12 protein-coding genes are annotated in these 13184 nt (G+C 71.6%); 6 read left to right on the top strand and 6 right to left on the bottom strand.

Features of this window, described 5'->3' with window-relative positions:
- Positions 1-108: 108 nt before the first annotated feature.
- Positions 109-1230 (top strand): serine hydrolase domain-containing protein, encoded by a 1122-nt coding sequence (locus OHT61_RS19700; protein WP_329040084.1) that lies wholly within the window; start codon positions 109-111, stop codon positions 1228-1230.
- A 46-nt stretch (positions 1231-1276) separates the two neighbouring features.
- Here OHT61_RS19700 and OHT61_RS19695 read toward each other — a convergent pair whose 3' ends face one another.
- Entirely contained in the window at positions 1277-2983 is a 1707-nt protein-coding gene (locus tag OHT61_RS19695; RefSeq protein ID WP_329040083.1) for a glycerol-3-phosphate dehydrogenase/oxidase, read from the bottom strand.
- 258 nt (positions 2984-3241) lie between these two features.
- On the opposite strand from OHT61_RS19695, the gene OHT61_RS19690 reads away from it, so the two are divergent.
- Positions 3242-4504, top strand: coding sequence for a nucleotide sugar dehydrogenase (locus tag OHT61_RS19690; RefSeq protein ID WP_329040082.1), 1263 nt, complete (start codon positions 3242-3244; stop codon positions 4502-4504).
- A gap of 106 nt (positions 4505-4610) precedes the next feature.
- Positions 4611-5204: a hypothetical protein gene (locus OHT61_RS19685; RefSeq protein WP_329040081.1), complete on the top strand. Its 594-nt coding sequence runs from the start codon at positions 4611-4613 to the stop codon at positions 5202-5204.
- Between the two features lie 64 nt (positions 5205-5268).
- On the opposite strand, the gene OHT61_RS19680 is transcribed toward OHT61_RS19685, so the two are convergent.
- The 4 genes from OHT61_RS19680 to OHT61_RS19665 form a co-directional block, all read right to left on the bottom strand.
- Entirely contained in the window at positions 5269-6393 is a 1125-nt protein-coding gene (locus tag OHT61_RS19680) for a GuaB3 family IMP dehydrogenase-related protein (RefSeq protein WP_329040080.1), read from the bottom strand.
- 104 nt (positions 6394-6497) lie between these two features.
- On the bottom strand, positions 6498-8003 hold the full coding sequence (guaB, locus tag OHT61_RS19675) for an IMP dehydrogenase (protein WP_329040079.1): 1506 nt from the start codon (positions 8001-8003) through the stop codon (positions 6498-6500).
- Positions 8004-8140: 137 nt separating this feature from the next.
- The gene (locus OHT61_RS19670; RefSeq protein ID WP_030123887.1) at positions 8141-8716 is read right to left on the bottom strand and encodes a sigma-70 family RNA polymerase sigma factor; all 576 of its coding nucleotides are present in this window, start codon (positions 8714-8716) and stop codon (positions 8141-8143) included.
- Between the two features lie 424 nt (positions 8717-9140).
- Positions 9141-9752, bottom strand: coding sequence for a response regulator transcription factor (locus OHT61_RS19665; protein ID WP_003948568.1), 612 nt, complete (start codon positions 9750-9752; stop codon positions 9141-9143).
- A 422-nt stretch (positions 9753-10174) separates the two neighbouring features.
- On the opposite strand from OHT61_RS19665, the gene OHT61_RS19660 reads away from it, so the two are divergent.
- Positions 10175-10504, top strand: coding sequence for a WhiB family transcriptional regulator (locus OHT61_RS19660; protein ID WP_329040078.1), 330 nt, complete (start codon positions 10175-10177; stop codon positions 10502-10504).
- A gap of 93 nt (positions 10505-10597) precedes the next feature.
- Here the strand turns inward: OHT61_RS19660 and OHT61_RS19655 are convergent, their stop codons facing one another.
- Positions 10598-11491 carry a LysR family transcriptional regulator gene (locus OHT61_RS19655; protein WP_329040077.1) on the bottom strand — a complete coding sequence of 298 codons (894 nt, stop codon included), beginning with the start codon at positions 11489-11491 and terminating at the stop codon, positions 10598-10600.
- Positions 11492-11572: 81 nt separating this feature from the next.
- Here OHT61_RS19655 and OHT61_RS19650 point away from each other — a divergent pair, with 81 nt between their 5' ends.
- Both OHT61_RS19650 and OHT61_RS19645 read left to right on the top strand, forming a co-directional pair.
- Positions 11573-12268, top strand: a complete 696-nt coding sequence (locus OHT61_RS19650; RefSeq protein WP_329040076.1) for an MOSC domain-containing protein — start codon at positions 11573-11575, stop codon at positions 12266-12268.
- A gap of 90 nt (positions 12269-12358) precedes the next feature.
- The gene (locus OHT61_RS19645; RefSeq protein ID WP_329040075.1) at positions 12359-13132 is read left to right on the top strand and encodes an SDR family NAD(P)-dependent oxidoreductase; all 774 of its coding nucleotides are present in this window, start codon (positions 12359-12361) and stop codon (positions 13130-13132) included.
- Positions 13133-13184: the final 52 nt, after the last annotated feature.

Here is a 13184-nt window from a genome sequence, read left to right as displayed (position 1 = left end):
TCTGCGATCAACCCGCCCTGGCAGAGCGTTCATTGTCCCTCACCCCGGGACCGGTCGTGGTGCCGGGTCGGGTCCGCCATGATGTGGCCGGAGGAGGTGCCCCCCGCCATGCCGATTTCAAGGGCGCTGCTCGTCGCCCTTCTGGTGTTGTCCGTGCTCGCGCTGGGATCCACCAGCCTGCCCAGCGAACCACACCTCACGCCCGCATCGTCCTACCTCCCCCGGCTCGTCGTCGAGGGCCGGGCCCCGGCGGCCGCCTTTCTGGCACGTCACGACGGCCGCGGCAACACCGGTGCAGACAAGGGTTACTACGACTCCGAGGGGACCGGGATCGGCGCCTTCGACCATTTCCGGGCGGGCAGCATCACGAAGTCCTTCGTCGCGACGGTCGTCCTCCAACTCGCCGCGGAGAGCGCGCTCCGGCTGGACGACAGCGTCGAGGACCACCTCCCGGGAGTGGTCCGCGACCACGGGAACGCCGGTGACCTCATCACCCTGCGCGACCTGCTCACCCACACCAGCGGCCTCTACGACTACATGGGCGCCCTGCCCGCCACCGACCCCGCCCTCACGGGAGTTGCCGGTCCGTCCGCCCAGCCCCTGAGCCCCGGTGCCGCCGTCCGCCTGGCGGTCTCCCACCCTCCGGCCGCCGCGCGGGGCTCCTACGTGTACTCCAGCACCAACTACGTCCTGCTCGGCATGGTCGTCCTGCGCGTCACCGGGCACACGTACGGGGCCGAGATCAGGCGCCGCATCATCACCCCGCTCCGGCTGACCGGTACGTCGCTGCCCGGGGCCCGCACCACCCTGCCCCTCCCCCACTCGCCCGCCTACCACCGCGCGGTCGACGGGACGCTGCGCGACGTCACGTCCATCGACCCCCGCGTCGCCGGGGCCGCGGGGGAACTGGTCTCCACCCTGGACGACCTCGACCGCTTCTACGCGGCCCTGCTGGGCGGCCGGCTGCTGGGGCCCGCCGAGCTGTCGGCCATGCTCGACACCCGGGCCGCCGGCGGCGCGTACGGCATGGGCATCCATCCGCAGCGGCTGTCCTGCGGCACGACCGTCTGGGGCCACGGCGGACGCATCTCGGGAAGCCGCGTCCGGTCCGCCGCGACCCGCGACGGGCGGCACGTCTTCACCTTCCGGGTCGACACCGACTCACCCGTCGGCCCGGACCTGGAAACGGCGCTCCTGGAGGCGGAGTTCTGCACCCGGGGGTCCTCCTGACCTCCGGGCACAGCCTCCTGCCCGCACCGCCCCTCCCGCTCGCCTCCTAGAGGGGCGAGATGTCCGGCGCTCCGAGCCGGGCGGCGTCCGCCGTCAGGTCGTCGGGCTGCCGCTGCGACTCCCGCTCTGCCTCCACGCGCTTGGTGTAGTGCTCCACCTCGCGTTCGACCTGGGCCGTGTCCCAGCCCAGGACCGGTGCCATCAGGTCGGCGCACTCGCGGGCCGACCGGGTACCCCGGTCGAACGTCTCGATGGAGATCCGGGTACGCCGGGTCAGGACGTCGTCGAGGTGCCGGGCGCCCTCGTGCGAGGCGGCGTAGACGATCTCCGCACGGAGGTAGTCGTCGGCGCCGGTCAGCGGTTCGCCGAGCGTGGGGTCCACCGCGATGAGCTCGAGGAGTTCCTCGGTCATGGAGCCGTAGCGGTTCAGCAGGTGCTCGACCCGCACCACGTGCAGTCCCGTCCTGGCCGCGAGCCGGGCACGCGAGTTCCATAGGGCCTGGTAGCCCTCGGCGCCCAGCAGCGGGATGTTCTCGGTGACGCAGTCCGCGACCCGCTGGTCCAGCCCGTGCACGGCCTCGTCGACGGCGTCCTTGGCCATCACCCGGTACGTCGTGTACTTGCCGCCCGCCACGACGACGATGCCCGGTGCCGGGTGCGCGACGGTGTGCTCACGGGACAGCTTGCTCGTGGCGTCCGACTCACCGGCCAGCAGCGGCCGCAGTCCGGCGTAGACCCCTTCGACGTCGTCCCTGCCGAGCGGGGTGTTCAGCACCGAGTTGACGTGTTCGAGGACGTAGTCGATGTCGGCGCTGGACGCGGCCGGATGGGACTTGTCGAGGTCCCAGTCGGTGTCCGTCGTGCCGATGATCCAGTGCCGTCCCCAGGGGATGACGAAGAGCACGGACTTCTCGGTGCGCAGGATGAGACCGGTCGTGGAGTGGATGCGGTCCTTGGGCACCACGAGATGGACGCCCTTCGAGGCCCGGACGTGGAACTGCCCGCGCTCGCCGATGAGCGCCTGGGTGTCGTCCGTCCACACACCGGTGGCGTTGACCACCTGCTTGGCCCTGATCTCGTACTCGCCGCCGCCCTCGACGTCCTCCACGCGCGCGCCGACGACCCGCTCGCCCTCCTTGAGGAACGCGGTCACCCGCGCGCCGTTCGCCACGCGCGCGCCGTAGCTCGCGGCCGTGCGCACCAGGGTCGCGACGAAACGGGCGTCGTCCATCTGGGCGTCGTAGTACTGGAGGGCTCCGACCAGGGCGTCCTTGCGCAGGGCCGGGGCGACCCGCAGTGCGTGGCGCCGGGTGAGGTGCCGGTGCACGGGCAGTCCCCGCCCGTGGCCGGAGGACACCGACATCGCGTCGTACAGGGCGACGCCGGAACCGGCGTACAGCCGCTCCCAGCCCTTGTGCTGCAAGGGGTAGAGGAAGGGCACGGGCTTCACGAGGTGCGGCGCCAGCCGTCCCAGCAGCAGCCCCCGCTCCTTGAGCGCCTCGCGGACGAGCGCGAAGTCCAGCATCTCCAGATAGCGCAGCCCGCCGTGGATCAGCTTGCTCGACCTGCTGGAGGTGCCGGAGGCCCAGTCCCGCCCCTCGACCAGACCGGTGGAAAGTCCTCTCGTGGCCGCGTCGAGCGCGGTCCCGGCGCCGACCACGCCCGCCCCCACGACCAGCACGTCCAGTTCGCGCTCGGCCATCGCGGCCAGCGCCTCGGTGCGCTCCGCGGGTCCCAGTGTCGCTGTCCTCACTGCTGCCTCCCGGTATTCCCGGTGGATCGGGGTGACACGGCACGAAAGAGCGGGTCCGGCCGGGGGGCCGGGCGCCCGTGCCCACCCTTCGATTCTGTCCGCGGTCCGCGACTTCAGCCACCGCCTGTGGACAACACCCGGCTCACGCGACCCGCGGAATGCGACATATAGGTCATATTTAACCCTAGTCTGACATAGCGCTGTCCCCAGCAGTTGCACTCTCCGCCTCTTGGTCTTAGGGAAAGGACGGCTCTCCCCATGCCCGCAGACCTCGCTGTCATCGGACTCGGCCATCTCGGCCTGCCCCTCGCCCAGGCGGCCGTCGGCGTGGGCATCCACACCGTCGGCTACGACACGGACCCCCGGCCCTTCGCGGAACTCTCGGCCGGCCGTACGCCGGTCGAGGGATCCCTCAGCGCCTCGGACATCCGCAGGATGGTCGCGGGCGGCTTCCGGCCCACCGCGGACCCGGCCGAGCTGGGCCGGGTCCGCACCGCCGCGATCTGCGCCCCCGCCCCGCTCGGGCCGGACCGCATGCCCGACCTCCGCGCCGTCACCGACGCGGCCCGCGCGCTCGCCGCCCGGCTGAGGCCCCACACCACCGTCCTGGTGGAGTCGGCGGTGCCGCCGGGCACCACGGAGAACGTCGTCCGTCCGCTCCTGGAGGAGGGCTCCGGGCTGCGCGCCGGGCGCGACTTCCACCTCGCCCACTCCCCCGGCCGTCTCGACCCGGGCAACCGCACCCACGTCTACGCCCACACCCCGAAGGTCATCGGCGGCCTCACCCCCGCGTGCACCGAGTCGGCTGCCGCCTTCTACGGACGGCTCACCGACAAGGTCGTCCGGGCCAGGGGCCCGCGCGAGGCGGAGATGACCAAGGTCCTCGAAACGAACTTCCGGCACGTCAACATCGCGCTGGTCAACGAGATGGCGGTGCTCTGCCACGACCTGGGCGTCGACCTCTGGGACGTCATCCGGTGCGCCGAGACCAAGCCGTTCGGATTCCAGCCGTTCCGTCCCGGACCCGGCGTCGGCGGCCACGGCGCGCCGGTCGACCCCGGCTACTTCCCGTACAACAGCCGCACCCCCGGGCATCCGCTGCGCATGGTCTCGCTGGCCAAGGAGATCAACGACCGGATGCCCGGCTACGTGATCCAGCGCTGCGCGACCCTGCTCAACGAGCACGGCAAGTCCGTCCGGGGCGCCAGGGTCCTGCTGCTCGGCGTCACCTACAAGCCCGACCTCGCCGACCAGGAGGCCGCGCCCGCCCGCGAGATCGCGACCCGGCTCATGGACATGGGCGCACAGATCGGCTACCACGACCCCCACGTCCTGGACTGGCGCGTGCGCGACCTGCCCGTGACGCGGGCCGACTCGCTCTACGAGGCCGCCGCCGGGGCCGATCTGACGGTGCTTCTCCAGCACCACCGCACCTACGACCTCCAGGGGCTGGCGGTCAAGGCCCAACTGCTCCTGGACACGCGGGGAGCCACGCCCGCCGGAGCGGCGCACCGGCTGTAGCCGCCCGGGGATCCCCCGGAATCCCATGGGCGGTGTCGGCGGCGGCTGCTAGCCTGCGGCGTCACTTCTCGCACAGCCGTGCGCATTGCCCAGGGGGAGCACCACCATGACCCAGCCCGTACCGCCCAGCCAGCCGCCGCAGCCGCAGGGCGGACAGCCCGTCAGCGGGAACCCGTACGCCTCCCAGCCGGCGCCCACGGGCAATCCCTTCGCCGGACAGCAGCCCGGCACCCCTCCGGGCAACCCGTTCGCGGGCCAGGCCGGCGTCCCGTACGCCCCGGTCCCGCCGCAGGCCCCGGCGCGCGCCAACGCGGGCCTCGGTCTGCTGGCCGCTCTCGGCGCGGCGGTCGTCGCGGCGGTCCTCTACGGCGTGATCGCCGGCTCCATCGAGCGCGAGGTCGGCTACGCGGCCGTCGGCGTCGGCTTCCTGATCGGCTTCGCCGCGAGCAAGGTGGGCGGGCCGCTCCCCGTCGTCGGCATCGCCGCCGCCGTCGTCTCCGTGGGTGCCGTCCTCCTCGGCCAGCTCATCGGGATGGCGGTGATCATCGCGGACGTCCGGGGAATCGGCTTCTCCGAGGTGTTCTTCGACCACTTCGGCGACCTCTTCAGCACCTGGAAGGCGGGGTCCGACTTCATGACGTACGTCTTCCTCGTCCTGGGCCCCGTCGGCGCCTTCGCCGGCGCCCGGAAGGCCGGCTGACAGCGCGCACACGCAGGACGGCCCGGACCATGGAAGTGGTCCGGGCCGTCCTGCGTACGGAAGGTCAGCGGCGGTGCTGCGAGTCCGCCACCGTCACCTCGACCCGCTGGAACTCCTTGAGGTCGCTGTAGCCGGTGGTCGCCATCGCCCGGCGCAGGGCGCCGAAGATGTTCATCGAGCCGTCGGGGTTGTGCGAGGGGCCGGTGAGGACCTCCTCCGTCGTGCCCACGGAACCCAGGTCGACCAGCTTGCCGCGCGGGACGTCCTCGTGGACGGCCTCCATGCCCCAGTGGCGGCCGCGGCCCGGCGCGTCGGTCGCACGGGCCAGCGGGGAGCCCATCATCACGGCGTCCGCACCACAGGCGATGGCCTTCGGGAGGTCGCCCGACCAGCCGACGCCACCGTCCGCGATGACGTGCACGTACCGGCCACCGGACTCGTCCATGTAGTCACGTCGGGCGCCGGCGACGTCGGCGACCGCGGTCGCCATCGGGACCTGGATGCCGAAGACGTTGCGCGTGGTGTGCGCGGCGCCGCCGCCGAAGCCGACCAGGACACCGGCCGCGCCGGTCCGCATGAGGTGCAGGGCCGCCGTGTAGGTGGCGCAGCCGCCGACGATGACGGGGACGTCCAGCTCGTAGATGAACTGCTTCAGGTTGAGCGGCTCGGCGGCGCCCGAGACGTGCTCGGCGGAGACCGTCGTGCCGCGGATGACGAAGATGTCCACGCCCGCGTCGACGACGGCCTTCGAGAACTGGGCGGTGCGCTGCGGCGAGAGCGCGGCGGCGGTGACGACACCGGAGTCGCGCACCTCCTTGATGCGCCGGCCGATCAGCTCCTCCTGGATGGGCGCGGAGTAGATCTCCTGGAGCCGCGGCGTGGCGGTCTCGACGGGCATCTCGGCGATCTCGTCGAGGAGCGCCTGCGGGTCCTCGTGCCGGGTCCACAGCCCTTCGAGGTTGAGGACACCGAGGCCGCCCAGCTCACCGATGCGGATGGCGGTCTGCGGGGAGACCACCGAGTCCATCGGCGCGGCCAGGAAGGGCAGCTCGAAACGGTAGGCGTCGATCTGCCAGGCGATCGAGACCTCCTTCGGGTCACGGGTGCGCCGGCTCGGCACTACGGCGATGTCGTCGAACGCGTATGCGCGCCGACCGCGCTTGCCGCGCCCGATCTCGATCTCAGTCACGATGATGTGGCCTTTCCTCTACGTCTGCGCTGACCAGTATCCCCGACACACACGTGAGGGGCGGTCCCGGGAACCCCGGTCCGCCCCTCACCTGCGCTGATGCCTTACTTCCTGCTGTAGTTCGGCGCTTCGACCGTCATCTGGATGTCGTGCGGGTGACTCTCCTTGAGGCCCGCCGAGGTGATCCGGACGAAGCGGCCGTTCGTCTGCAGCTCCGGGACGGTCCTGCCGCCGACGTAGAACATCGACTGGCGGAGACCGCCGGTGAGCTGGTGGACCACCGCGGACAGCGGGCCGCGGTAGGGAACCTGGCCCTCGATGCCCTCGGGGACCAGCTTCTCGTCGGAGGCGACGCCCTCCTGGAAGTAGCGGTCCTTGGAGTACGAGCGCTGGTCGCCACGGGTCTGCATGGCGGCGAGCGAGCCCATGCCGCGGTACGACTTGAACTGCTTGCCGTTGATGAAGAGCAACTCGCCCGGGGACTCCTCGCAGCCCGCGAGCAGCGAGCCGAGCATCACGGTGTCCGCGCCGGCCACCAGGGCCTTGGCGATGTCACCGGAGTACTGCAGACCGCCGTCGCCGATGACCGGGACTCCGGCCGCCTTCGCGGCGAGCGACGCCTCGTAGATCGCGGTGACCTGCGGGACGCCGATGCCGGCGACCACACGCGTGGTGCAGATGGAGCCGGGGCCGACGCCGACCTTGATGCCGTCGACACCCGCGTCGATGAGCGCCTGGGCGCCGTCACGGGTGGCGATGTTGCCGCCGATGACGTCGACTCCGGAGGCGTTCGACTTGATCTTGGCGACCATGTCGCCGACGAGGCGGGAGTGGCCGTGGGCGGTGTCGACGACGATGAAGTCGACGCCCGCCTCGACCAGCGCCTGGGCGCGCTCGAAGGCGTCACCGGCGACGCCGACCGCCGCGCCGACGATCAGCCGGCCGCCCTTGTCCTTGGCGGCGTTCGGGTACTTCTCCGCCTTGACGAAGTCCTTGACGGTGATGAGGCCCTTGAGGATCCCGGCGTCGTCGACCAGGGGGAGCTTCTCGATCTTGTGGCGGCGCAGCAGCTCCATGGCGTCGACGCCGGAGATGCCGACCTTGCCCGTGACGAGCGGCATCGGCGTCATGACCTCGCGCACCTGGCGGGTGCGGTCCGACTCGAAGGCCATGTCGCGGTTGGTGACGATGCCGAGCAGCTTGCCCGCCGGGTCGGTCACGGGCACACCGCTGATGCGGAACTTCGCGCAGAGCTCGTCGGCCTCGCGGAGGGTCGCGTCCGGGTGCACCGTGATCGGGTCGGTGACCATCCCGGACTCGGAGCGCTTCACCAGGTCGACCTGGTTCGCCTGGTCGGCGATGGAGAGATTGCGGTGCAGGACACCCGCGCCGCCCTGCCGGGCCATGGCGATGGCCATGCGCGCCTCGGTGACCTTGTCCATCGCCGCCGAGAGCAGCGGGATGTTCACCCGCACGTTCTTCGAGATGTGCGAGGCGGTATCGATCTGATCGGGCGCCATGTCGGACGCGCCGGGCAGCAGCAGCACGTCGTCGTATGTCAGCCCGAGCGTCGCGAATTTCTCGGGCACTCCGTCGACGTTTGCAGTCATGACACCTTCCCCAAATGGCCTTGATCGGTGCGGATGTCCATGCTAACGGCCTCGCGGGGTGTCTCATTCCACGAGCAAGATCACACCGGGTTTCTGTGGCTTCCCACAAGCGGAAGGGGATGCGCCGGAACCGTGCCCTACTGGCCCGCGAGTGCGCGCAGCCTGCTCAGCGCACGGTGCTGCGCGACACGGACCGCGCCCGGGGACATCCCGAGCATCTGCCCGGTCTCCTCGGCGGTCAGTCCGACCGCGACGCGGAGGACCAGCAGCTCACGCTGGTTCTCCGGAAGATTGGCGAGAAGCTTCTTGGCCCAGGCCGCGTCGCTGCTGAGCAGGGCGCGCTCCTCCGGTCCCAGCGAGTCGTCCGGCCGCTCGGGCATCTCGTCGGAGGGGACTGCCGTCGATCCGGGGTGCCGCATCGCGGCGCGCTGGAGGTCGGCGACCTTGTGTCCCGCGATGGCGAAGACGAAGGCCTCGAAGGGTCTGCCGGTGTCCTTGTAGCGCGGCAGCGCCATCAGCACGGCGACGCAGACCTCCTGCGCGAGGTCCTCGACGAAGTGACGGGCATCACCCGGAAGCCTGTTCAGCCGGGACCTGCAGTAGCGCAGGGCGAGGGGGTGGACGTGCGCCAGCAGATCGTGGGTGGCCTGCGCGTCGCCGTCGACGGCACGGTGCACCAGAGCACCGATCACCGTCGTCCCGTCCTCGCGCATCGGACCATGGTGCCTTGACACCGTCCGGTCCGATGCATCGCGTCCCGAGTTGTGCACCGAAGCGTTATCAGCGTGGTGCCGCGGGATGCCGCCGGCGTCGAGGGCCGGCGTCCCGTCCGCAGGCGGTTCAACACCCCCGGCCGGCACCTCCGCACGGGCCGCCCGTGCGTCGGTCCGCGTGTCGTCGGCGCTGCGAGCGGGTGCTCCAGCGTGTTGAGCGGGTGCGCCGGATGTCATGTCCTGCGCCCTCCCCTTCCGCTCGACCGAATGTCCCCCGCGGGGGCTCCACACTCAAGGATGCGGCATCGGCCGGGAAGCGTCACATACCGCTGGTGGGGAGGGCCCGGCCGCAGGTCCGCCGCCACCGCCGCCCCGTCCGCCGGCGTGCGGACGGGATCGCACGGCTACCGGTCGCGCGGCGGCATCAGCGGACCAGGCCCCAGCGGAAGCCGAGCGCGACGGCGTGCGCCCGGTCCGAGGCCCCGAGCTTCTTGAACAGGCGCCTCGCGTGCGTCTTCACCGTGTCCTCCGAGAGGAAGAGCTCGCGCCCGATCTCCGCGTTGGAACGGCCGTGGCTCATGCCTTCGAGCACCTGGATCTCCCGGGCGGTGAGCGTCGGGGCCGCACCCATCTCCGCGGACCGCAGCCGGCGCGGGGCGAGCCGCCACGTCGGATCGGCCAGCGCCTGGGTGACGGTCGCGCGCAGCTCGGCGCGGGAGGCGTCCTTGTGCAGATATCCACGGGCCCCGGCGGCGACCGCGAGCGCGACACCGTCCAGGTCCTCCGCGACGGTCAGCATGATGATCCGGGCGCCGGGGTCCGCCGAGAGCAGCCGCCGGACCGTCTCCACACCCCCCAGACCGGGCATGCGTACGTCCATCAGAATCAGATCCGAACGATCGGCCCCCCAACGGCGGAGGACTTCCTCGCCGTTGGCCGCCGTCGTCACACGCTCGACGCCGGGCACGGTCGCAACCGCGCGGCGGAGCGCTTCTCGGGCAAGCGGGGAGTCGTCGCAGACGAGGACGGATGTCATGCCCGACCTCCGCAGCTGTTGCGCGTCACCTTGAGCCTCCAGGCTGATACAAGTCGTCACCTGAGCGGTCGACCCCCTCGGACATCTGCCCGAGCTCGTTCTGCGTCAACCGCTTCCCCCTCATCAACGACGGTCACTCGAAAGAGTTACGGTCCGAAGCGTCCGGTTCGGCACTCTAAGTGAGGGCCCGCGCACGGAGAAGAGCGACACGGAATCACACGCTCCCCGATCGGCCCCTCACCCGTTGACCTGCCCCATTTAGCGGGTTTTCTTCCCTTTTGCTGGCGTCTGAGGCTAGATTCGCAAGAAGTCATATTTACATCTACTAACACCGTAGATGTACGGTCGGGACTCAGGTCACCGACGAGCACCAACGGTCGAGATGCAGATTCCGACTCAGCAAGGTTTCGAGGGGACACGCAATGGCAGATTTCTCCCGCCTTCCAGGACCCAACGCGGATCTGTGGGACTGGCAGCTGCTGGCCGCCTGCCGCGGGGTCGACAGCTCGCTCTTCTTCCACCCCGAGGGAGAACGCGGAGCGGCCCGGAGCGCCCGTGAGACCTCGGCGAAAGAGGTCTGCATGCGCTGCCCGGTACGCGCCGAGTGCGCGGCGCACGCACTCGCGGTCCGGGAGCCCTACGGCGTGTGGGGCGGCCTGACCGAGGACGAGCGCGAGGAGCTCATGGGCCGCGCCCGCAACCGGCTGATCTCCGCCCACTCGGCGCCGTCCGAGGGATCGGACCCCACCTGACACCCTGCGGGCCCAATCGAACGCAGAAACGTTTCTCCCTTCACCCGGCGCATCCCTCCGCGGGCGTGTGCCGGGAGTACCGCGGTGCGCCCGTCAGCAGCGTGCGGCGGCCACGGCCAGCTGGTCCAGGGTGGCCGCCACCGCGGGAACCCGGGCGAGGTCGGGCAGGGTGAGCGCGACGATCTCCCGCTCGACGGCCGGCTCCACGGTCACCGTGCGCGCCCCCTTGGCCCGTACGGACTCCAGGGCGAGCTCGGGCAGGACGGCGATGCCGAGGCCGGCACCGACGAGACCGACCACCGCCGGATAGTCGTCGGTGGCGAAGTCGATCCGGGGGGTGAACCCGGCCTCCTCGCAGACCTCGACCAGCTGGCGCCTGCACCGGGGGCAGCCCGCGATCCACGGCTCGTCCGTCAGCTCGGCGATGTCCACCGCGGCGGCGCCGGCCAGCCGGTGCCCCTCGGGTACGAGACCGATCAGCCGGTCCGTGAGCAGCGGGCGCACGACCAGGTCGTCCCATTCGCCACCGGTGGTGCCGTAGCGGAAGGCGAGGGCGATGTCGACGTCACCGTCGCGCAGCATCTCCACCGAGCGGGGCGGCTCCGCCTCCACGAGCGACACCTGCGTGCCGGGGTGCGCGGCCCGCAGCGCCGCGAGGGCGCCCGGAACCAGGGTGGAGCTGCCGCTCGGGAAGGACACGAGCCGGACCCGGCCCGCGCGGAGTCCGGCGATCGCGGCGATCTCCTCCTCGGCGGCGGTGAGGCCGGCGAGGATGCCCGACGCGTGGCGCACCAGCGCCTCGCCCGCCTGGGTGAGCCGCATCTCCCGCCCCGTACGGATCAGGAGGGGGGTGCCGGCGGAGTTCTCCAGGGCTTTCATCTGCTGGCTGACGGCGGGCTGGGTGCAGCCGAGGTCGCGCGCGGCGGCGGAGAACGATCCGCTGGTGGCGACGGCGCGCAGGACGCGGAGATGACGAGCTTCGATCACCCTCCAACCATAAGCGACGCTTGCATGATGATCCGATAAATCATGAGCGGCTTTGAGTGCCGCGCGGCTACCGTGTACGGCATGAAGGTCCTCACCGTGAACCTCGGCCTCCCCACCCCGTCGTCGCACACCGACTCGGCCTCGGGACTGACCGGGATCGGCAAGCAGCCGGCCGACGCGCCGGTGCGGGTGTCCGACCCGGGCCCCAAGGGCAGCGGCGGCAGCGGGCTCGCCGGGGACGCCGTGTGCGACCTCCGGCACCACGGCGGCACGGACCAGGCGGTGTACGCCTATGCCCGCGAGGAGCTCGACGTCTGGGAGAAGACGCTCGGCAGGCCCCTGCCCAACGGTGCGTTCGGCGAGAACCTGACGACGTCGGGCGTCGTCGTCAGCCACGCCAGGATCGGGGAGCGGTGGCGGGTCGGCGGGGAGCTGGTCCTGGAGGTCACCTCGGGCCGCATCCCGTGCCGGACCTTCGCCGGGCACATGGGCGAGCGCGGCTGGGTGAGGCGGTTCACCCGGGAGGCCGCCACGGGCGCGTACCTGCGCGTGATCCGGCCGGGGACGATCCGCGCGGGTGACGCCGTGGAGATCGTGCACCGCCCGGCCCACGACATCACGGCCGCAATGGAGTTCAGGGCGACGACGACGGAGCGCCATCTGCTGCCGCGTCTGCTGGAGGCCGGTGACGCGCTGCACGGGGAGACGCTGCGGGCCGCGCGGGCGTACCTGGCCAGGAACGGCCCGGCCCCCGCCGAGGGCGCCCCCGCCTCCTGACCCGTCCGCCGGCCCGCCGCCGGTCCCGCGTCCCGGAGCACCACCGGGCTGACCGGTGGCGCGTCCGCGCGGGGCACTAACGTGCCGCGTATGACGACTGCACTGATTACGGGCGCGACCGCGGGGATCGGGGCCGCCTTCGCGCGGCGGCTCGCGAGTGACGGACACAACCTGGTGCTGGTGGCCCGTGACACGGAGCGGCTGCGGACCCAGGCGACGGAGCTGCACGACCGGCACGGCATCGAGGCCGAGGTACTGACGGCCGACCTGTCGGCGGACGCCGGAATCGAGGCGGTCGAGGCGAGGCTGACGGACCGTCACAGCCCGGTCGACCTCCTGGTCAACAACGCCGGTTTCGGCAACAAGGGCCGCTATCTCGACGTCTCCGTCGCCGACGAGCTGACGATGCTCAAGGTCCACTGCGAGGCGGTGCTGCGCCTGACCTCGGCCGCCACGGGTCCCATGCGCGAGCGCGGCCGCGGCGGTGTCGTCAACGTGGCCTCCGTGGCCGCCTTCCTCCCCCGGGGGACGTACGGGGCGTCTAAGGCGTGGGTCGTGCAGTTCACCCAGGGCGCCGCGAAGGACCTGGCGGGTTCGGGCGTCCGCCTGATGGCGCTGTGCCCCGGCTTCGTGCGGACCGAGTTCCACGAGCGGGCCGGGATGGGAACCGGCGACATCCCGGCCTGGATGTGGCTCGACGCGGACAAGCTGGTGACCGCCGCCCTGGCCGATCTGGCCCGGGGCAGGTCGGTGTCCGTCCCGGATCCCCGGTACAAGGCCCTGATGGGGCTGGTGAAGCTGACGCCCCGGAGCCTGCTGAGCGGCGTGACCACCCGCGCGGGGCGCACGTACGGCCCGAAGTAGCGCCGCGGGTCACCGGGGCGCCGACGCACCGAGGCCCGGTGCCCCCGCGACG

The sequence above is a fragment of the Streptomyces sp. NBC_00178 genome (assembly GCF_036206005.1).
Taxonomy (GTDB): domain Bacteria; phylum Actinomycetota; class Actinomycetes; order Streptomycetales; family Streptomycetaceae; genus Streptomyces.
This window is presented reverse-complemented; position numbering and strand designations above follow the sequence as displayed.